Raw genomic sequence first — 18,836 nt, 5'->3', positions numbered from 1 at the left:
ATGAACGAGATCACCACCACCACGATCATCGACTGCGTGCGCGAGATATCGGACAAGGAGGTCGCGGAGGACACCGACATCTTCGCCGCCGGGTTCGACTCGTTGGCCGTCCTGCGGTGCCGCGCGCTGCTGAAGGAGTGGACCGGCGTCAAGGTGCCCGGACACGTCTTCTTCGGCGGCCGCACGCCCGCGGGGATCGCCAACCTGATCGGAGCCGACGATGCTGGTCGTTGAGGACAGCCCGCTCTACTCGTCCGACTTCTTCGCCGACGGCGACCCGTGGGCGTACCTGGCCGGGCTGCGGGAGAACAACCCCGTGTCGGTCCACCGCCGCGCGGACGGGTACGAGTTCCACGCGCTGACGCGGTACGACGACGTGCGAGCCGCCTACATCGACCACGAGAGCCTCAGCTCGTCCTACGGCACCATGGTCGACGGCTCGTACCGCGCGGAGAGGGACTCCGCGTCGGGCCGCATGCTGATCGTCGCGGACGAGCCCGCGCACGGCGCCATCAAGAAGCCCATCAAGACCGGCGGGTTCAACCGCGACATGGTCGCCAGGATCGGCGAGGCGGTCCGCCGGAACATCCGCGAGTCGTTCGCCGGGCTGTCGGTCGGCGACCGGATCGACTTCACCCGCGACATCGCGCCGGGGTTGCCCAAGGGCGTGCTGGAGATCCTGTTCGGCATCGGTCCCGCGGACGCCGCCTCGCTCCTCGAGGCCACCAGGACCATGATCGGCTACCGCGACCAGGCCTACACCGGTGTCCAGCCGTTGGACGCCTTGGTCGACGCGCAGCTCGAGGTGCTCGACTTCATGGACGACCTGCTGGAGCGGCGCATCGCCTCCGGTGAGGACGACGACCTGATCGGGATGCTCGCGCAGCTCGTCGCGTCCGGTGGGATGACGCGCGACGTGGCGCTGCTGAACGGGCTGAACGTCGCCGTGGGCGGCAACGAGACCACCCCGCACACCGCCAGCCTGACCGTGGACACCATCCACCGCGAACCCGCCCAGTGGGCGAAGGTGGTCGACGGCGAGGTCCCCGTCGACGTCGCCACGGCGGAGTTCCTGCGGTGGACCTCCACCAACAGCTACGTGCAGCGGCTGGCGGTGCGGGATTTCCGGGTCGGCGACGAGGTCATCCCCGAGGGCAGCTTCGTGACGCTGTGGAACATGTCGGCCAACCGGGACGCGGCCGTCTTCGACCGGCCCGACAAGTTCCTGGTCGACCGCGCCGACAACAAGCAGATCGCGTTCGGCGCGGGCGTGCACCGCTGCATCGGCGCGCCCGTGGCGACGCTGGAGATCCAGATGTTCGTCGAGGAACTGGCCGCGTGGGACAAGGCGTTCACCGTGGTCGCGCCGCCGCAGCGGTTGCGGTCGAACTTCATGCTCGGCCTCACCGAACTGGAGGTGGAGGTCGTCAAGGCTGGGGACGCGGGCGCGTGATCGCCTCCTTCCCCGCCGCGGGCGCGGGTCGAGGGTTCCGCTGGCTGACGGGCCGGGACCACGTCGCCTGCGCGAACGCGTCGAGCGTCGACGACCTGTCGTCGGGCCGGTGGGAGCACGACACCACCAAGGAGATCGTGCGCACGGCGGCCGAGGTCTCCGCCCGGCACGTCGTGCTGGTCGGGCACAGCATGGGCGGCCTGTCCGCGCTCCGGTTGTCCGGCGAACTCGGACCCGCGTTGGGCGTGCCGGTCGGGGTGCTGCTGCTCAACACGCCGTGCCCGGACTCCACGGGCCGGATCCCGACGATGTCGCGGTCCTCGGACACCGAAATCGCGGACGTCCTCGCAGGCGACGGATTTCCCCCGGAAGTGCTCGCCGACCCGGAATTGCTGGCCGAGGTGGCGGCCGGTGTCCGAACCGACGCCGAAGTCGCCGATCGACTCGCCGAATGGGTGAATTCCACCGCGGATGTCGACCGGTTGCACGTGGTCACGACCCGTGGCGACTTCTTCATCGGAATGGAGAGGTGTGCCCGCTGGCGGGGTCGGGTAACAACCGAGTTCGTCCTGGTCGAGGCCGAGGGGAGTCACATGCTCGACGGAACCCCGCCGGAGGTGCTGCACGCCGCGGTGGACTCGGTGGTCGCGTCACTGGGGGACATCGGGTGAGCGAGCTGCGCAAATCGATGGGCGGTGTCGTCGGCACCTTCGTGGCGCTGTCCACCATTCTGGGCAGCGGCATGATGATCCTGCCCGGTACGAGCTACCACCAGCTCGGCCGGTCGGCCTGGATGCCGTGGGCGATCGCCGCGCTGTCGGTCGTGCCGCTGCTGTACTGCTACGCCTGGCTCGGCAGGCGGTACCCCGCGGCCTCCGGCGTCGCCCACTACTCCGAGGTCGCGCTCGGCCCGGCCACCGGCCGCACCTCCGGGATGCTCGCCACGTTCGCGCTGGTCACCGGAATCCCGGCGACCGCGATCACCGGCGGCCGCTACCTCGCGGAGTTCTCCGGCGCCCCGGCGCTGGCCTGGGCGTTCCCCGTGGTCGTGCTCGCGGCCGGAACCGTCGTGGCGTGCCTCGGCGCGAACGTCTCCGGCAAGCTCCAGGTCACGCTGCTGCTGGGGTTGTTCGCATTGGTGGTCTGCACCGCGGTGATCGCGATCGGCTCGCACGGCCCGGCCGTCCCGAGCACGAGCCTGCCGGGCTTCTCCGCGCTCGGAACCACGCTCACCGCCGTGTACGTCGCGTTCACCGGCTGGGAGACGGTGGCCTTCACGTTCGAGGAGCACAAGAGCTCGGACGCGATCCCGCGCATCTTCGCCGCCTCCTACCTGGTCGTGGTGGCGCTGTACGCGTTGCTGCTGCTGGGTTTGTTCGCCGTGGTGGATTCCGACGACCCGACGCTGGACTCCGCCCCGCTGCTGATCCTCGCGGAACGGGCGCTGGGCGACCTCGGCCGCCCGGTGACGCTGCTGCTGGTCGTCGCCACGATCACCGCGAACGTGTGCGCCTCGGTGCTCGCCCTGTCCCGCCTGGTGTTCGGCATGGCCCGCAGCGGGTACCTGCCCGCGTCGCTGAGTCGCGTGCGGGAACGCGACGCGAACCCGGTGACCTCCGTCGTCGCCGTCGGGTTGGTGCTGACCGTCATCGCGGTGCTCGGCGCGCTCGGGCTCGTGCCGTTCGAGGCGCTGTTCGTGGTGTCGGGCGGGGTGTACTTCGTGCTCTACGGCGTGGGCGCCGCCGCGTTCGCGAAACTGGCCGACGGCGCCAGGGCACGCGTGGTCAGCGTGTTGTGCGGGGTGACGGTCGTGGCCGTGACGCTGCTCGCGGGGCCGCCCATGTGGCTGTGCTGGGCGCTTTTCGCGGTCGTGCTGATCGGCACCACCCTGTTCGACCGCCGTAGGCAGGTGAGCCGCCGATGATCGCGTTCTTCCCCGGCGCGGGCTCGTTCGGGGGTGCCTCGCCGCCACGGGCCCGAACCGTCAAGTACCCGGGGCGCTACGGGACGGACCCGACGTCGTCGTTCGACGACCTCGTGCGGTCCTGCGCCAAGCAGGCGGACACCGTCCTCTTCGGACACAGCTTCGGCGCCTACGTCGCCTTCGCGGTGGCCTCGGCGCTCGGTGACGAGGTCACGGCGCTGGTCGTCTCCGGTGCGAACGCGCGCGTCCACGTGCCGGAGCAGGCCACCACCACACCCTCGGACACGGCGACGTACCTCGACGCCGTCGACCCGCGGGCACTGGCCGACGCCCCGTCGGACGAATGGCGGGAGATCATCGCCGAGACCGCGATGGAGGACCTGCGCCTGCTCACCGGCTTCGACCCGGCGGCGGTCGAACCTGTGCGATGCCCGATCTTCGCGGTCCGCGGCGACCAGGACCCGCTGACGTCGGACGAGGGCATTCGCGCCTGGGGGAGTCGCACGAGCGGCCCGTTCACGGAACACGTCTTCCCCGGCGGCCACTCGGACTTCCTCACCGGCGACGAACTGGCGTCGTGGCTCGCGTCTCCGTTCGGGCCTGAGGCGGCTGCCCGCGAGGTTCCCGAGTAGAAGTCAATCCACTGTGGACGGATTCGTGGGATCCGCGGTCGTCCTCACGAGTTCGCATTCGTCGATCCAGCGGGCGAGCAGGCTCAAGGTCGACAGGCGCTCCAGCGCAGCTTGCTCGTCGAGCCCGTCCGGGGGATGGGCGGCGCTGTTGCAGATCGTCATCCACACGCCGGACGCGAACGGGAGCAGGCCGGAGTTCATGGTCCTGACGTCCTGCTCGTCTGCATCGCCCGGCCACCGCAATCGCGGCTGCCCAGGGCGAGGGTCCTCGTCGGAGAACGTCTGCCGCCACAGGTCGGCCACGGACATGTCGTCGCGACCTGTGCGGGCCTTGACCATCCCGACCACGGATTCCGCCGCCGCGGCCACGCACTCCCGGAAACGACCATCGCGCCACATCCGGGCGACCAGGCCCCGGACCGCCGGATGCAACGCCTCCGCGCCCGCGCTGGGCGGAAGGTCGGCCTCCGCTCGTCGGATCAGGTCGTCGAGGTGCCCGAGCGCGTAGTCGCACGCGTCCAGGACGTCGGTTTTCACCAACCGCGACTTCGGTCGGGTGATCGTCACCCAGTCCTGGATCGGGTCGATCACGACCGACCCCCGCATCGAACTCGGGTCCCTCGTCAACGGAGTCGCCGCCGACGCCCGTCCGGCAAGCCTGGTCACCTTCTCGCGAAGCCTCGCGATCTCCCGCTCGTCCACGCCGTCGCGGGGCAGTACCGCCGCCGCGAATCCCGCCACCGACCCGCTGAAGCCCTCGTTGGCGACGTGGAGTTCGAGGAACTCGACCAGCGCGGCGCGGAACTGCGTGACGGCTTCCGCCACCGACTTCAGGTACTCGGGGTTCTTCCGGGCATCCATCACCAGATCGTGGCACGTGGCAGGCCGGCGACCACCTGCGAACTGGTGGTGTCCCGAAGGGTTCACCCGGTTAGCCGGTCTTCCGGGTTGACCGGGGGGCTGGCCCGCGTCCCGAGTGCGCGGGCTGGTTTCGGCTGGTCGCCCGGAGGTGTTCGTCCGGCCATGCCGACGAGTAAATCTGTGGTGGTTGAGGTAGACATTCGCACACAGCTGTGTGTAGTGTTCTCCTCGTTGAGAGAGAGAAAGTCGGTGGCGCGGGAGATGACGAACTGCCCGTGAGGTCAAGTGCAAGACGGTCGGACGTGCTGGGGCCAGACGGTGAAGGGGCTCCTCGGCAGTGGGCCAGGGATGGTCGGTGAGGTGGTTCCGGCATGTGCATGAGGTCCGGTGCCGATCATCACGTGAGGATGCGAGAAGCGGTAATCAGAGGAGAAGGGAAGGGTTGCACACCATCGGATCGCCTAGTTTCGGTTGATCTCAGCCGGACGGGTGCCGCGGTTCCATCGGATTGGAAGGTGGTCTTCGGTTACGCACACGCGATCCCCGTTGCTCCCGCTTCCAGTGCGGGTCGCGCGGACAGAGGAAGCCGGTCTCACGGTCGGCTAGGTGGAAGTGGAATCCGAAACCCTTGGGGCCCCGGCGCTGCTGCGCCGGGGCCCCTCGTGACGAGGAGGCGCCGATGACCTCGGAGACCTGCGGAACAACGAGCGGCGAGCCGCGGAGTACGGCCGAGAAGTTCGACGACGACCACTACCCCGCCTACACCACGGGGCGGGCAGCGGACATGCTCAGCACGTCGGCCGCGTTCCTGCGCAGTCTGGACGTGGCCCGGTTCATCGAGCCGCAGCGCTCGACCGGCGGACACCGCCGCTACTCCCGCTACCAGTTGCGCTTGGCCGCCCGTGTCCGAGAACTGGTCGACCAGGGCATCGGACTGGACGCCGCCTGCCGCATCGTCACCCTGGAAGACCAACTCCGGGAAGCCAGAGCCGCTCTCGCAACCACGCCCGCACGAGAAGCACAAGGCAGAAAGGGATGTTCTGTGCCGACCGAGTCCGGGGTCGATCTCCTGCTGAGCATCGACCACACCCGCAACGCCGTGGTTCTCACCGTCTCAGGTGAACTGGACGCCACCACCGCGCACGCACTCGAGCACGAGTTGGACCACGTTGACATCGGCAAGGGCCTCTTGGTGCTCGACCTGACCGGTGTGACGTTCTGCGACTCGGTGGGTCTCGCGAGCGTGCTGGAAGCCGAACGACCCGGTGTCGACCTCCGCGTGGTCGGCTCCCGACAAGTGAGGAAGACGGTTGCCCTGACCGGGATGGACGCCGTGATCCACTTGTTCGGCTCGGTACCGGAGGCCACCCGCCTGCTTGCCGACGAAGGCGACCTCGCGCTGTCGAATTGACGCCCATGACGGTGCGACTGCCGTCTCAGCCTCGCGTCGACATGGGTGAACGTGGGCCGCAACGCATCGTGGCCGGACGGTGCAACACCGCCCGGCCACGGAAATCCTTGTGCGGTCAGCCCTTGAAGACGTCCTTGACCTTTTCGGCCGCCTGCTTGAGGTGACCCTTCGCCTGGTCGCCCTTGCCCTCGGCTTCCAAGTCCGGGTCGTCGGTCGCGCTGCCGACGCCCTCCTTGGCCTTGCCCTTGAACTCGTCGGCCTTGGCGTCGAACTTGTCGTCGAGCCCCATGTCCTCGCCCCTTCTCGATTCGCGGCAGCTGGTCTGGTGCCCGGATGCCCTGTGCGGCAGAAGACCAAACTCCTTGGTGCCACGACGTCGAGTCGAATTCGGCGGGTCGATGGTCAGCGAGGAGGGGGAAGTTTGACCACGGCGAGGTAGAAGCCCTCGATCTTGCTGATCGCCTTGGCGAACGCGTCCAGGTCGACCGGTTTGGTCACGTAGGCGTTGGCGTAGAGGTGGTAGCTGGCGGCGATGTCGGCTTCGGCCTCGGAAGTGGTCAGGACCACTACCGGGATCGATCGCAGTCGTGGGTCGGCTTTGATGTGGGAGAGGACCTCGCGTCCGCCCATCCTGGGCAGGTTGAGGTCCAGCAGGATGAGGTCGGGCTGTGGCGCTTGGGCGTGGTCGCCTTCCTGCCGCAGGAATTCCAGAGCCTCCACGCCGTCGCGTGCGACGTGCAGGGTGTTGCGGACCTTCGCGTTCTCGAACGCTTCGCGGGTGAGGAGTTCGTCACCGAGGTCGTCCTCCACCAGCAGGATGTCCACCGGTGAAATCGCGGGATTCATCAGGGGCTCTCCTGTCCTGGCGCGACCGGTGTGAAACGGCGCGGCGCGCCGCCATCCGGTTGCTGCCGGGAATCCCATCATGGTCGCCGGGATGAAGGCCCTCCGGGGTGGTGACTGCGACCGTCGTCGCGACTCCGCCCTCGTGGTGATCCTGCGCGGTGTGCGGGACGGGTCGTGACAGGCAACGCCTTCCGCCATTCAATCGGTCGTCCATTGTGGACTTCAACTGCTGTGCGTGTCCGCTCCCGCGGTGTGCCCCAGCGTCCGGAGGAAAGGGGCGGGACCATTCGCCGCGAAATACTCCGTCCGGATGCATTGAGTAGTCGGCTGTTCACACGGAGGTGTGATGCCCGATACAGTCGGGCAGTCTTCTGGGAGCGTTCCCAGAGCCTCGACGAGGAGGTGGAGACGTGACGGCTCGACGATGGATCGCGCTGGCCGCGGCCGGCGTGATCGGCGTTCTGATCGCCGTGCTCGTGAACGTGATCAGCCCGACCGCCGCGTCCGCTCACGGCGCCATGATGAAACCGGGCAGCCGAACCTTCCTGTGCTGGCGCGACGGCTTGACGCCACAGGGCAACATCGCGCCGAAGAACCCCGGCTGCGCGGCCGCGGTGTCCTCGGGCGGCGACAACTCGCTCTACAACTGGTTCGGCGTGCTCCGCTCCGACGGCGCGGGCCGCACCCGCGGCTTCATCCCCGACGGCAAGCTGTGCAGCGGCGGCAACCCGACCTACGCCGGGTTCGACATCGCCCGGAACGACTACCCGGTGACCCACCTGACCTCCGGCTCTAACTTCGCCTGGGCCTACAACGCGTGGGCCGCGCACCCCGGAACCTTCCACCTGTACATCACCAAGGACAGCTGGAGCCCGACCCGCGCGCTGGCGTGGGACGACCTCGAGAGCACGCCGTTCGCGAGCGTCAAGGACCCGGCGCGCGTCGGCCAGGTCGGCACGGTCGACGGCCAGTACAACTGGAACGCCACCCTGCCCGCCGGCAAGTCGGGCAGGCACCTCGTCTACTCGGTGTGGACCCGGTCGGACAGCGCGGAGACCTTCTACAACTGCTCCGACGTCGACTTCGACGGCGGCAACGGCGAGGTGACCGGTGTGGGCGGTGGAAGTGGCGGCGATCCGACGACGCCCACCACGACGCCCCAGACCCCACCCGGCGACGGGCACTGCATGGCGATCTACAAGATCACCAGCGTGTGGCAGGGCGGTTTCCAGGGTGAGGTCGAGATCATGAACCACAGCGCCAGCGCCTACAACGGCTGGACCGCGAGGTGGAACTTCGCCAACGGCCAGACGGTCACCAACGTGTGGAACGGTGTGAACTCGAGTTCCGGCCCCGACGTGGTCGTGAAGAGCGTGGACTGGAACGGTGCGATACCGCCGGAAGGTTCGGTGACGTTCGGCTTCACCGCCAGCCTCCCCGCCGCGAACTCGCTGCCCATGGTGACCTGCACCAGCCCCTGACGACGCGGAACGGGAGCTCCGACCCTTGCGGGCCGGAGCTCCCACGCGCCGGCCTGCCCACGAGCGTTCCCCAGCGGTGAGCGGACGTTGAATTCCAATTCGACGGGAGTTCGCGCAGTCGGTGTCAGCAGACGATGGTGCAGGCAGGAGTGGGCATCGACTTGTGGATGCCGTTCCGGGTTTCCCGTAGAACCGAAACCACTGCAAGTGCAGAGCTGGAAAAGCCGAGGTTGGAAGTATTCGGTTCAGGCTGCAGAAGGCCGGTTATCCGGGTTCGCCCGTGAAACGCGGACATCAAGCTGAGCGTGGCACGATCTGGTGATCCGCTCACCGCCCCCGGAGGCAGTCCATGTCCGTGTCCGTCGTAGCCGCCCTCCAGATCGGTGCGGCGCCGGAGGGGACGGCTGCCTCGCTCGACCGGATCCTGGCTTTCGAAGACGAACTGCGGGACGTCGGTGCCGCGCTCGTGGTGCTGCCGGAGGCCATCCTCGGCGGGTACCCCCGCGGTCGTCTGGGCGGCGAGGCGTTCACGCGGTACTTCGGGCAGGCGGTGGCCGTGCCGGGGCCGGAGATCGAAGCACTCGCCGACCTGTCGGCCCGGACCGGCGCGAGCCTGTTGGTGGGCGTGGTCGAACGTGCGGGCTCGACGCTCTACTCGACGGTGGTGTTCCTCGATCCGGATCGCGGCTTCACCGGCAAGCACCGCAAACTCGTACCGACCGAACGCGAGCGACTGGTGTGGGGCCGCGGTGACGGCTCGACCCTGCCCGTCGTGGCTACGGCCGCGGGCCGAGCCGGTGCGGCGATCTGCTGGGAGAACCACATGCCGCTGCTGCGCGCCGCGATGTACGCGAAGGGTATCGAGATCTGGTGCGCGCCGACCGCCGACGACCGCGACGTCTGGCAGGCCTCGATGCGTCACATCGCCGACGAGGGCCGGTGTTTCGTCATCAGCGCGTGTCCGTTCGAGACCGGCGGTGAGGACCCGTTCCGCGGCGGCAGTGTGATCGTGGGTCCACTGGGCGACGTCCTGGCCGGGCCGCTGCGGGACCGTGAAGGTCTCGTCACAGCAAAGATCGACATTACCGAGATCATCGCTGCGCGGCGCAGTCTGGACGTTTCCGGGCACTACGCACGGCCCGACGTCTTCGCGCTCACCGTCGACGAGCGACCACAGGACGGCGTCACGTTCCTCGGTTGATCCGAGAGCTCCCGGCAAGTGGCACCGACCTCCAGCGGACAACGCGGCCTGACTGGTGCCACGACCGCGTTCCCACCGCCGATTCGCTCGTCCCGTTGGAGCCAGACCACTGCAACGCGAGGTTCCTGTCGAGCCGGTGATAGACCTCGCTGCGAAGCCCGAGACCCCGTGGTTCATCCCGCCGCTCCCCGCCGAGCTATTCGGGGTCACCGACGCCGCAGACCTCGCCTGGCTGAACCCGATGCTCTCCGCTCACCCGGTGCGCTCGCTACCACCGGTCCCGTCTCGTTGGAGGTCGTCGACGAGGTCGAGCCACCTAGCCGGCGACAAGTCGTTCGTCATCCATTCGACGACGAAAGTGTTGTCATCACTTCGATGACGTGATACAACTATGGGGCGCGTTGACGGGAGTCGAGAATCAACGAGGAGGTGCCGGATGTTGATGCGCACGGATCCGTTCCGGGAGCTGGACCGGTTGGCGCAGCAGGTGTTCAACGGGTCGGGTACGTGGACTCGTCCGACGGCGATGCCGATGGACGCGTACCGCTCGGGGGATGAGTTCGTGGTGGCGTTCGACCTGCCGGGTGTGGCGGCGGACGCGATCGAGTTGGACGTTGAGCGCAACGTGCTGACGGTGAAGGCCGAACGGCGCCCCTCGCTGTCCGGTGACACCGTGGAGATGCAGGTGTCCGAACGACCGCTGGGCGTGTTCTCCCGCCAGCTGTTCCTCGGCGACACCCTCGACACCGACAACATCCAGGCCGGGTACGAGGCGGGTGTTCTGACCCTGCGCATCCCGGTGTCGGAGAAGGCCAAGCCGCGCAAGATCGCCGTCACCGCGGGCGACCAGGACGTCAAGCAGATCAACGCCTGACCGTCGCGTCCGCACGGGCACCGCGCGACGAGTTCCCGACGATGTCGAACGGGATCAAGTGCGATGTGCGAGTTCGACGCGATCATCGACGTCAACCGGGTGCTGCCGGGGTGGACGATCCGCCCTGGCAGCACCCTTCGAAGTCGGAGGGAGATCGAAGGTGGACCCGGTGTTCGACGCCCACTCGGATGCGACGCGAGGTGGTGCGTGATGGACGTGGAATTCGACGACACCGTCCGGTTGCGCCTGCGCCGATACGTCCGACTCGTGACCGAGGCGCTCGGGATGACCGGTGAGTCCTCGTACGTCGAGGCGGGCAGGCCCGCAAGGGCCTACCTCGCCGTGGACGGCTGGGTGGAGGACTTCCCGGATCGCGATGTCGCACTGCTGTGGAACGACGAAGACGGCTGGTCCGCCGCGGTGGAGACCCATGGCGGCGAAGACCTGCGCGTGATCGCCTGGATGGGCGGAGAACCAACGCCCCCGCCGCGCGCCGTCGCGAAGTGGGCCGCGACGTTCTTGAACGACGCGCAAAAGCACCACGACGTGCGTTTCGCCGTTGCCTGAAGACATCTGGCGGAATTCGGCATGAAGAACGTCCTCGAGGGCCAGCCGGAAGCCGGCCGCTTGGTGGGCGTCGAAACCTGGTGCGGATCGGCCACGACGGGTGCCGTCGTGGCCGAGGATGTCGCCCGTGGAACGACCTGCCGCGTGTTCGACGGTGGATCCGCGGTCAGGTGATGGGGGAGCCGCCGGTGACGCCGACGATCTCGCCGGTGATGTAGCTGGACTCCGGCGAGGCCAGGAACACGTAGATCGGTGCCAGTTCGGCGGGTTGGGCGGCCCGGCCCATGGGGGACTGCTCGCCGAAGGACTCGACCGCCTCTTCGGGCATGGTGGCCGGGATGAGCGGTGTCCACACCGGACCGGGCGCGACGGAGTTCACCCGGATCCCGCGGTCGACCAGGTTCGCGGCCAAGCCCTTGGTGAAGTTGACGATCGCGGCCTTGGACGTCGCGTAGTCCAGCAGTTCCGGCGAAGGCTGGAACGCCTGGATCGACGAGGTGGTGATGATGGCCGATCCGGACTCCATGTGGGGGACGGCTGCCTTGCAGAGCCAGAACATGGCGTAGACGTTGGTCTTGAGCACGCGGTCGAACTGCTCGGTGGTGATGTCGAGTATCCCGTCGTCCTGCGACATCTGGTAGGCGGCGTTGCTCACCAGCAGGTCGATCCCGCCGAACTCCTCCACGGCGCGAGCGATGACCTCCTCGCAGCGGGATTCCTCAGTCAGGTCCGCGGCCACCGCGACGGCCTTGCGGCCCGCCTCCTCGACCAGGCGCACGGTTTCCTCGGCGTCGTCCTTCTCCGCGTCCAGGTAGGTGATCAGCACGTCAGCGCCTTCTCGGGCGAACGCGATGGCGGCTGCCCGACCGATTCCGGAGTCGCCGCCGGTGATCACCGCCTTGCGGTCCCGCAGGCGTCCGGTCCCCTGGTAGCTCGTCTCGCCGTGGTCGGGTCGGGAACGCATGTCGTCGGTGGTGCCGGGGTGCTCGATCGGCTTGTCGGTCATCCTCGGTCAACTCCTCTGTTGTGGTGGCTTGTCGGGCGAAGTCGGCCTGGGCGGCGGTCACCGCGTCGGGGATCAGTCAAAAGGTCGACCGCCGTGGACGAGAGCGCTCAGACCGCGGCGAGTACGACGGAGTGGGCGCTCGACGCGGCGGTGGTGAACTTCGGCGTGCGGTCGGTCCTACCCTCGGGGACTTCGCGTTCTCCCCGCCGCTCCGCAGCGGATTGGACGGGCTCGGCTTCGACGGATCCACCCACCACGGGCAGGCCGACCACGTGCGGTGAACGGCCACGATGGAGGACCTGGGGTCCGCTGTGCGGCTCAACCCTGGTCGCCGTGCACGACCAGGTCGGCCAAGCGCTTGAGGGTCTCCCTGTTGCGGGGGAGCAGGAAGACCTTCTGCATCGCCTCGGGCATCAGGGAGCCCGGACCGCTGACGGCCTTCTCGGTCATGGTGACCCTGGTGCCCGTCGCCGTCGGCGCCAGGTCGAACCGGATCCGCGCGGCGCCCACGGGCCACAGCTTCGCGTGCAGCTCCAAGGACTTCCCGTGGTCGACCGCCTGCACAACGGTCTCGTCCTCTATCTGCAACGGCCACGCGCCGACGCTGTGGTGGATGCGCGTCCCCACCTCGGGCCAGAAGTGGTCCACGTCGCGGATGTGAGTCGCCCCGACGACCCACCCCGCGTAGGACCACCCGTCGGCGAGGACGCCGAACACCTGGTCCGGAGGTCGGGGAATCTCGAGATCGGTTGTCGTCATATCGACAGGTACCCGCGATGAACAGGCTGAATCCCGACGGATTCTTGCTGTTCATCGCGGTGTCCGCCCCTGCCGGAGCCGCGTTGTACCACCACCATCGAGGAAGAGAGGTCGCCTGACTGAGTCAGGTCGAAGAAGTAGCGCCCAACCCGTTCGAGTACCCCAGCAGGACACCACTGCGAGTGCGTACGTGGAGCTGGCGGAACGGCTGCCCGGACCGCGAGGCAGCCCTGCTCCGGGAAGAGGAGTGCGGGTGGATCGGGTTGCGTGGGGCGTGACGCGTGTTACTGGTTCGAGCGGAGCATCGAGGGTAGCCCGGCTCCGGCGGATGGCTGACCGGTAGCCGCCGAAGAGCCTGTCCACCGTGGAACCCCGGTCGACGTTTCACCATCTCGAGGAGCGATGATGCATCCCTGGCCCGGAACCCCTTATCCATTGGGTGCCACCTACGACGGTATCGGCACCAACTTCGCGGTGTTCTCCGAGGTCGCCGACCACGTGGAGCTGTGCCTGTTCGACGACGAGGGCAAGGAGACGCGCGTCCGGCTCCCGGAGGTGGACGGCTTCGTCCACCACGGCTACCTGTCCGGCGTCGGGCCGGGTCAGCGGTACGGCTTCCGGGTGCACGGCCCCCACGACCCGGCACGTGGTCTGCGCTGCAACCCGAACAAGCTGCTGATCGACCCCTACGCCAAGGCGATCTCCAACGGCGTCGACTGGCACCCCTCGCTGTTCGGCTACGAGTTCGGCGAGCCGGAGCGGCGCAACGACGAGGACTCGGCGGGTCATGTGCCGTTGTCGGTCGTGGTGAACCCGTTCTTCGACTGGGGCACCGACCGCCCGCCGAGGACGCCGTACAACGAGACGGTGATCTACGAGGCCCACGTGCGCGGCCTGACGATGAACCACCCGGAGGTTCCCGAGGAGCAGCGGGGCACGTACGCGGGTCTGGCGCACCCGGCGGTCATCGACCACCTCACCAAGCTCGGCGTGACGGCGATCGAACTGATGCCGGTGCACCAGTTCGTCACCGACCACGGGTTGGAAGAGCAGGGGCTGCGCAACTACTGGGGCTACAACACGATCGGGTTCTTCGCCCCGCAGGACTCGTACGCGGCGATGCCGGAGCAGGCGAACCAGGTCCAGGAGTTCAAGGGCATGGTCCGCGCCCTGCACGAGGCGAACATCGAGGTCATCCTCGACGTGGTCTACAACCACACCGCCGAGGGCAACCACCTCGGACCGACGCTGTCCATGCGCGGCATCGACAACGAGGCGTACTACCGCCTGGTCGAGGACGACAAGCAGCACTACATGGACTACACGGGCACCGGGAACTCGCTGAACGTGCGCAGCCCGCACACGTTGCAGCTGATCATGGACTCGCTGCGGTACTGGGTCACCGAGATGCACGTGGACGGCTTCCGCTTCGACCTCGCCGCCACGCTGGCCCGCGAGTTCTACGAGGTCGACCGGCTCAGTGCCTTCTTCGACATCGTCCAGCAGGATCCGGTCATCAGCCAGGTGAAGCTGATCGCGGAGCCGTGGGACGTCGGCCCCGGTGGCTACCAGGTCGGCAACTTCCCCCCGCTGTGGACCGAGTGGAACGGCAAGTACCGCGACACCGTCCGCGACTTCTGGCGCGGTGAGCCCGCGACGCTGGGCGAGTTCGCCTCGCGCGTCACCGGTTCCTCGGACCTGTACCAGCAGGACGGCCGCAGGCGTACGCGTCGATCAACTTCGTGACCGCGCACGACGGGTTCACGCTCAACGACCTCGTGTCCTACAACGACAAGCACAACGAGGCCAACGGCGAGGACGGCCGCGACGGCGCGGACGACAACCGCTCCTGGAACTGCGGCGTCGAAGGCCCCACCGACGATGAGGAGGTTCTCGACCTGCGGGCACGGCAGCGGCGCAACCTGATGGCCACCATGCTGTTGTCGCAGGGTGTGCCGATGCTGCTGCACGGCGACGAGTTCGGCCGCACCCAGCAGGGCAACAACAACGTGTACTGCCAGGACAACGAGATCTCCTGGGTGGACTGGTCGCTGGCGGAGCGGAACAAGGACCTCGTCGAGTTCACCGGCGCGCTGACGGCGTTCCGCAAGCAGCACCCGGTGCTGCGCAGGCGCCGGTTCTTCGGGGGCAAGCCGATCCGCAGCGGCGACGACCTCCGCGACATCGCGTGGTTCACCCCATCGGGCGAGGAGATGACCGAGGATGACTGGGCTGACGGCTTCGGTCGCTGCGTGGTGGTGTTCCTCAACGGCGAGGGGATCCCGGACCTCGACCAGCGCGGCATGCGCGTCGTGGACGATTCGTTCCTGCTGGCGTTCAACGCTCACTACGAAGACGTCGAGGTGACGCTGCCCGGTGCCGACTACGGTCCCGAGTGGACGGTCGTCGTCGACACCGCCTCCGGCCGTGCAGGTGAGAGCGGGGAGTCCTTCGCCGCGTCCGGGAGCATCACGCTGCCTTCCAGGTCGCTCGTCGTGCTGCAGCGCGTCGAGTGACACCTGGCCGCGCCGCGTCGTAGCGGATCGCGAGGACGGGGTCGCCGCGGTGGTCGTGGAACGACCGATCCCCCTCCAACGGGCTTGGCGACGTCACCACCGGGTAACCGGACCGCACGAACCGAGGAGGAACCATGGCGGACGATGCGAGCCGGCGAAAGCAGCGGCTGGAGAGCTCCGGATCCCCGGCCACGACCCCGCGGCACGAGCAGGCCGACGACTCGCTGTTCTTCGTCGGCACCGCTACGACGCTGCTGCGGTTCGGACCCTTCACGATCCTGACCGACCCGAACTTCCTGCACCGCGGCCAGTGGACCCACATCGGCCAAGGGCTCGTGTCCCGGCGACGCACTGATCCCGCCATCGACGTGGACCAGTTGCCGCCGTTGGACGCGGTGGTGCTGTCGCACCTGCACGGTGACCACTTCGACCGGGTGGCGAGCCGGGCGCTGGACCGGGACCTGCCGATCGTCACCACCGCGCACGCCGCACGCCGGTTGGGACGGCGTGGTTTCCGCGAAACCGTCGCGCTCGGCACGTGGTCGGAGTTCTCCTTGGCCAAGGACGGCGCCGAGCTGAAGGTGACCGCGGTTCCCGGCCGTCACGCGCTCGGCGCCTTGGCGCGCGTGCTGCCACCGGTGATGGGCAGTGTGATCGAGTACCGGTCGAGCCCGAATTCGCCTTGGCTGCGGGTGTACCTCAGCGGTGACACCCTCGTGCACGAGAACCTCCGGGAGATCGCCGTGCGCTACCCGTCGCTCGACGTGGCCGTGGTGCACCTGGGCGGCACCAAGGTGCTGGGTGTGCTGCTCACCATGGACGGGCGGCAGGGGGTGGACCTGGTGCGGATGCTGGAGCCGCGCCACACCGTTCCGGTGCACTACGACGACTACGGGCGGTTCAAGTCGCCGCTGTCCGACTTCGAAGCGGAGGTCGACCGGATTCGTCCACCTACCAAGGTCGACTACGTCCGACGAGGAGACACCTTCACCTTCCCGGAGCCGGGGAGGTGAAGGTGTCCGGACCGCGGCGAGCGGGTCGCCTCCGCCGCGGTCAGCCGCCGAGGTTGTCCACGGCCGACCCGGTGGTGGCCGCCAACCGTTCGAGCTGGTCGTCGGTGACGGGAAGGCCGTCCGTTCGGGCGAGCAGTTCCTCTCGGGTCAGCACCGGGAACGCTCCCCGGTAGCTGTCCGAGTCCAGTTCGTCAGCCGCGACGACGTCCAAGCGCCCCTCGACCAGAACCAGAGTGGCGTCACGCAGGTCGGAGTCGAGCAGTCGTCGCAAGTCGTCGGTACCGGTGGTGGTCATGCCAGATCCTTTCGAGTGGTTGTTGTCGGGTCGGTCCGCCTCGCGGGTGGTACGACGCCCGCTCCGGCTGCCCGCGTAAGCCCTCTCCCGGATCCGCTTCACCACGGCGGGCACCATCTCCAGCCCCGGAGGGCTGTTCACCGCGGGGTCGAACGAGATCCCACCCCGCGGTGCCGCAGCAGTGCGCACCACGAGGTGCCCGACCTCCTGCCAACGTGCGTCCGGTGAACTCGCTCGCAGGGTGAACTCGATCGGCTTGGTCTTCACCAGGTCGGCCAGGTCTCGCAAAGAGGACGAGATCAGCGGTTGGCCGGGTGCCGCGACCGCGCACAGCCAGCGCAGTTGACCGTGCCACCGGTAGGGCACGAGGGTGCCGTAGCGCGTGGTCGTCCAATGCCGTGCGGGCAGCGGCAGCAGGCGGGTCACCCCGCCCCCGCCCGAGCTGGACAGGGCGAGGTCCCACGGTCTGTCCGCCCCCGCCCCGCCCGGAATCCGGAAGGCCAGTCCCAGCACGTCCGGCAGCGCTCCCGCGGTGCCCGCTCCCTTGGACATCCTGCCGATCACCGGCGTCGTCGAGGTCGGCAGCGGCAGCCCGCTGTCCGCTGAACCCGTCACCGTTCCTTCGAACCACACGCCGCGCGGGTGGACGGCCGGGGCGCCCCGTACACGGGCCAGGGCCCGGAACGCGGTGTGCAGGAAACCGGTCGCCTCGTCACTCACGGATTTCGCCTCCCTGTCGCGGATGATGGCCGTCCACTCCGGACCATGCTGCTCGGACAGCGGTCGAACGTTCACGGCTCAACGGGGATCGGTCATGACCCGCTGGCCGAACGCGAGGCCCAGACGGATCATGACGACGCCGAGGAGCAGGGCGTCGGAGTGATGGCTCGCGAACGACATGCTGTCGTAGTCGGTGGTGATGCCGGGGATGAAACCGAGCACGCCGACAAGCAGGAACACCGCGGCCACCACCTGCACCGCGGTGCGCAGGGGACTGCGGTCGCGGGTGGTGGAAGCGGAGTGGCGCTGGGCCATGGCCCTCACCTCGTTCTCCGTTGGAGGGTGGAACGGCAACCGCCCGGCTACCCACCGAAAGGGCCGGTAAACGACAGGTTTGTATCGCGCTCGTGTCGTCCGAGGACGAGGGAGGCAAGCAGGAACAGGTTGACCCGCTGATCAGCGCAGCCACGGCACCTGTTGTCCACGTGGTGCTCCGGCGGTTCACCAGCGCTCTCGACAGGCGGGGTTGGCGGGTCAGCAGGACGAGCGGGACCAGGGCGAGCGGAATGCCGAAGGACAGCACCAACTGGATGAGCACGAGAGTTCTGGTCGCGTCGACACCGGTCGTGGGGACAGCCGACGCGGGCAGCATCGTGAGCAACCTGCGCAACGCCATCTGCATCCGCACGCCGCACCGGTGGAACCGAGCCGTTTGAGGTCTGCCCCGCTGGATACACCCCGTGGGACCGAATGGCGGTGCGAGCCGACCAGGACACGAGGAGGAACACCATGGCGGACGATCGGGAAAGCCCGACCGCACCTCACGACACGGGGTCGCCGGATTCCGTCGAGACGGATCCCGCGGCGCTCAACAGCGCCGAGGACCTCGACGAGGACCGGCTCAAGCTCGATCCGCTGGAAGCGGGGATGGACCCGCCGGAGCGCTGGACCGCGGTCGACAAGTACGGGATGACGGCGTACGAGCAGGCCCACCCCCGCCCGTTGGAGGACCGGTTGGAGGAGGAGCAGCCGGAGGTCCAGCCCGTGCTCGGCGAGCCCGACGGCGAGGAGCTGGCGCGGGACGACGTGGTGAGCCTCGACGCCGGCGATCCCTACGACCTGGAGGTCCGACGTGAAGCCGTGGGCCGTGGGCAGCTCGCCGATGAGCCGGGCGGCTCGATGGCCGAGATGACCCGCACACCGCCCGAGTCCGTGGAGCGCTGATCGGGACGGCTGAGGACAAGGCGGCCGCCCACCAGGCGAACGCGAGTCCGATC

21 protein-coding genes and 2 pseudogenes are annotated in these 18,836 nt (G+C 68.4%); 16 read left to right on the top strand and 7 right to left on the bottom strand.

The genetic code is table 11. The features are described from left to right. From RM788_RS04330 to RM788_RS04310, 5 genes are read left to right on the top strand one after another with little or no spacing between them, the layout of a single operon-like run. Complete coding sequence (locus RM788_RS04330) at nt 1-234, top strand: acyl carrier protein (protein WP_315930196.1); 234 nt, start codon at nt 1-3, stop codon at nt 232-234. Further along, entirely contained in the window at nt 221-1,453 is a 1,233-nt protein-coding gene (locus RM788_RS04325; protein WP_315930195.1) for a cytochrome P450, read from the top strand. The genes RM788_RS04330 and RM788_RS04325 overlap by 14 nt, the downstream gene beginning before the upstream one ends. Beyond that, on the top strand, nt 1,450-2,124 hold the full coding sequence (locus RM788_RS04320; protein WP_315930193.1) for an alpha/beta fold hydrolase: 675 nt from the start codon (nt 1,450-1,452) through the stop codon (nt 2,122-2,124). The genes RM788_RS04325 and RM788_RS04320 overlap by 4 nt, the downstream gene beginning before the upstream one ends. Next, nucleotides 2,121-3,377, top strand: a complete 1,257-nt coding sequence (locus RM788_RS04315; RefSeq protein ID WP_315930191.1) for an APC family permease — start codon at nt 2,121-2,123, stop codon at nt 3,375-3,377. Before RM788_RS04320 ends, RM788_RS04315 begins: the two co-directional genes overlap by 4 nt. Next, complete coding sequence (locus tag RM788_RS04310) at nt 3,374-4,009, top strand: thioesterase II family protein (RefSeq protein WP_315930190.1); 636 nt, start codon at nt 3,374-3,376, stop codon at nt 4,007-4,009. The genes RM788_RS04315 and RM788_RS04310 overlap by 4 nt, the downstream gene beginning before the upstream one ends. 3 nt (nt 4,010-4,012) lie before the next feature. Here RM788_RS04310 and RM788_RS04305 read toward each other — a convergent pair whose 3' ends face one another. Beyond that, nucleotides 4,013-4,870: a TIGR02391 family protein gene (locus tag RM788_RS04305; protein WP_315930189.1), complete on the bottom strand. Its 858-nt coding sequence runs from the start codon at nt 4,868-4,870 to the stop codon at nt 4,013-4,015. A gap of 679 nt (nt 4,871-5,549) precedes the next feature. Here RM788_RS04305 and RM788_RS04300 point away from each other — a divergent pair. Continuing rightward, nucleotides 5,550-5,858, top strand: a pseudogene (locus RM788_RS04300) (MerR family transcriptional regulator); the annotation flags it as partial. Between the two features lie 54 nt (nt 5,859-5,912). Then, nucleotides 5,913-6,281 carry an STAS domain-containing protein gene (locus tag RM788_RS04295; protein WP_315934974.1) on the top strand — a complete coding sequence of 123 codons (369 nt, stop codon included), beginning with the start codon at nt 5,913-5,915 and terminating at the stop codon, nt 6,279-6,281. A 115-nt stretch (nt 6,282-6,396) separates the two neighbouring features. Here RM788_RS04295 and RM788_RS04290 read toward each other — a convergent pair whose 3' ends face one another. Together RM788_RS04290 and RM788_RS04285 are read right to left on the bottom strand one after the other, a co-directional pair. Beyond that, entirely contained in the window at nt 6,397-6,570 is a 174-nt protein-coding gene (locus RM788_RS04290) for a CsbD family protein (RefSeq protein WP_315930187.1), read from the bottom strand. 113 nt (nt 6,571-6,683) lie between these two features. Beyond that, entirely contained in the window at nt 6,684-7,127 is a 444-nt protein-coding gene (locus RM788_RS04285; protein WP_315930186.1) for a response regulator, read from the bottom strand. A 410-nt stretch (nt 7,128-7,537) separates the two neighbouring features. On the opposite strand from RM788_RS04285, the gene RM788_RS04280 reads away from it, so the two are divergent. The 5 genes from RM788_RS04280 to RM788_RS04260 all read left to right on the top strand — a co-directional run bounded on the left by RM788_RS04280 (nt 7,538) and on the right by RM788_RS04260 (nt 11,424). Next, nucleotides 7,538-8,608 (top strand): lytic polysaccharide monooxygenase auxiliary activity family 9 protein, encoded by a 1,071-nt coding sequence (locus tag RM788_RS04280; protein ID WP_315930185.1) that lies wholly within the window; start codon nt 7,538-7,540, stop codon nt 8,606-8,608. Nucleotides 8,609-8,957: 349 nt separating this feature from the next. Next, nucleotides 8,958-9,809, top strand: a complete 852-nt coding sequence (locus tag RM788_RS04275) for a carbon-nitrogen hydrolase family protein (protein WP_315930184.1) — start codon at nt 8,958-8,960, stop codon at nt 9,807-9,809. Nucleotides 9,810-10,245: 436 nt separating this feature from the next. Then, nucleotides 10,246-10,683 (top strand): Hsp20/alpha crystallin family protein, encoded by a 438-nt coding sequence (locus tag RM788_RS04270; RefSeq protein WP_315930183.1) that lies wholly within the window; start codon nt 10,246-10,248, stop codon nt 10,681-10,683. Nucleotides 10,684-10,899: 216 nt separating this feature from the next. Beyond that, nucleotides 10,900-11,250, top strand: coding sequence for a DUF6292 family protein (locus RM788_RS04265; RefSeq protein ID WP_315930181.1), 351 nt, complete (start codon nt 10,900-10,902; stop codon nt 11,248-11,250). 21 nt (nt 11,251-11,271) lie between these two features. Then, nucleotides 11,272-11,424, top strand: a complete 153-nt coding sequence (locus RM788_RS04260; RefSeq protein ID WP_315930179.1) for a hypothetical protein — start codon at nt 11,272-11,274, stop codon at nt 11,422-11,424. Here RM788_RS04260 and RM788_RS04255 read toward each other — a convergent pair. After that, nucleotides 11,417-12,256: an SDR family oxidoreductase gene (locus RM788_RS04255; protein ID WP_315930178.1), complete on the bottom strand. Its 840-nt coding sequence runs from the start codon at nt 12,254-12,256 to the stop codon at nt 11,417-11,419. The genes RM788_RS04260 and RM788_RS04255 overlap by 8 nt on opposite strands. A 318-nt stretch (nt 12,257-12,574) precedes the next feature. Continuing rightward, nucleotides 12,575-13,015, bottom strand: coding sequence for an SRPBCC family protein (locus RM788_RS04250; protein WP_315930177.1), 441 nt, complete (start codon nt 13,013-13,015; stop codon nt 12,575-12,577). A 405-nt stretch (nt 13,016-13,420) separates the two neighbouring features. On the opposite strand from RM788_RS04250, the pseudogene glgX reads away from it, so the two are divergent. Together glgX and RM788_RS04240 are read left to right on the top strand one after the other, a co-directional pair. Further along, nucleotides 13,421-15,531, top strand: a pseudogene (gene glgX, locus RM788_RS04245) (glycogen debranching protein GlgX). A 134-nt stretch (nt 15,532-15,665) separates the two neighbouring features. Further along, nucleotides 15,666-16,544, top strand: coding sequence for an MBL fold metallo-hydrolase (locus RM788_RS04240; protein ID WP_315930176.1), 879 nt, complete (start codon nt 15,666-15,668; stop codon nt 16,542-16,544). A gap of 40 nt (nt 16,545-16,584) precedes the next feature. Here the strand turns inward: RM788_RS04240 and RM788_RS04235 are convergent, their stop codons facing one another. Then, a complete protein-coding gene (locus RM788_RS04235) occupies nt 16,585-17,559 on the bottom strand; it encodes a hypothetical protein (protein WP_315930175.1) in 975 nt (324 codons plus the stop codon). Between the two features lie 78 nt (nt 17,560-17,637). After that, a complete protein-coding gene (locus RM788_RS04230) occupies nt 17,638-17,874 on the bottom strand; it encodes a DUF4383 domain-containing protein (protein WP_399343055.1) in 237 nt (78 codons plus the stop codon). Between the two features lie 275 nt (nt 17,875-18,149). Between RM788_RS04230 and RM788_RS04225 the strand changes: the two genes are divergently transcribed. Together RM788_RS04225 and RM788_RS04220 are read left to right on the top strand one after the other, a co-directional pair. Beyond that, nucleotides 18,150-18,275: a hypothetical protein gene (locus RM788_RS04225; protein WP_315930174.1), complete on the top strand. Its 126-nt coding sequence runs from the start codon at nt 18,150-18,152 to the stop codon at nt 18,273-18,275. Between the two features lie 73 nt (nt 18,276-18,348). Beyond that, entirely contained in the window at nt 18,349-18,783 is a 435-nt protein-coding gene (locus RM788_RS04220; RefSeq protein ID WP_315930172.1) for a hypothetical protein, read from the top strand. The last annotated feature ends 53 nt before the right edge of the window (nt 18,784-18,836 follow it).

Origin of the sequence: Umezawaea sp. Da 62-37 (assembly GCF_032460545.1) — a bacterium.
GTDB lineage: Bacteria > Actinomycetota > Actinomycetes > Mycobacteriales > Pseudonocardiaceae > Umezawaea.
Note: the sequence above shows the minus strand (reverse complement) of the source record. Positions and strands in the feature narration are given on the sequence as shown.

Excerpts from the sequence above, each read along its gene's own strand:
- RM788_RS04330 (WP_315930196.1), top strand. The coding sequence starts at position 1 with ATGAACGAGATCACCACCACCACGATCATCGACTGCGTGCGCGAGATA.
- RM788_RS04325 (WP_315930195.1), top strand. The coding sequence starts at position 221 with ATGCTGGTCGTTGAGGACAGCCCGCTCTACTCGTCCGACTTCTTCGCC.
- RM788_RS04310 (WP_315930190.1), top strand. The coding sequence starts at position 3,374 with ATGATCGCGTTCTTCCCCGGCGCGGGCTCGTTCGGGGGTGCCTCGCCG.
- RM788_RS04305 (WP_315930189.1), bottom strand. The coding sequence starts at position 4,870 with ATGGATGCCCGGAAGAACCCCGAGTACCTGAAGTCGGTGGCGGAAGCC.
- RM788_RS04290 (WP_315930187.1), bottom strand. The coding sequence starts at position 6,570 with ATGGGGCTCGACGACAAGTTCGACGCCAAGGCCGACGAGTTCAAGGGC.
- RM788_RS04285 (WP_315930186.1), bottom strand. The coding sequence starts at position 7,127 with ATGAATCCCGCGATTTCACCGGTGGACATCCTGCTGGTGGAGGACGAC.
- RM788_RS04275 (WP_315930184.1), top strand. The coding sequence starts at position 8,958 with ATGTCCGTGTCCGTCGTAGCCGCCCTCCAGATCGGTGCGGCGCCGGAG.
- RM788_RS04270 (WP_315930183.1), top strand. The coding sequence starts at position 10,246 with ATGTTGATGCGCACGGATCCGTTCCGGGAGCTGGACCGGTTGGCGCAG.
- RM788_RS04260 (WP_315930179.1), top strand. The coding sequence starts at position 11,272 with ATGAAGAACGTCCTCGAGGGCCAGCCGGAAGCCGGCCGCTTGGTGGGC.
- RM788_RS04255 (WP_315930178.1), bottom strand. The coding sequence starts at position 12,256 with ATGACCGACAAGCCGATCGAGCACCCCGGCACCACCGACGACATGCGT.
- RM788_RS04250 (WP_315930177.1), bottom strand. The coding sequence starts at position 13,015 with ATGACGACAACCGATCTCGAGATTCCCCGACCTCCGGACCAGGTGTTC.
- RM788_RS04240 (WP_315930176.1), top strand. The coding sequence starts at position 15,666 with ATGGCGGACGATGCGAGCCGGCGAAAGCAGCGGCTGGAGAGCTCCGGA.
- RM788_RS04230 (WP_399343055.1), bottom strand. The coding sequence starts at position 17,874 with ATGGCCCAGCGCCACTCCGCTTCCACCACCCGCGACCGCAGTCCCCTG.
- RM788_RS04225 (WP_315930174.1), top strand. The coding sequence starts at position 18,150 with ATGAGCACGAGAGTTCTGGTCGCGTCGACACCGGTCGTGGGGACAGCC.
- RM788_RS04220 (WP_315930172.1), top strand. The coding sequence starts at position 18,349 with ATGGCGGACGATCGGGAAAGCCCGACCGCACCTCACGACACGGGGTCG.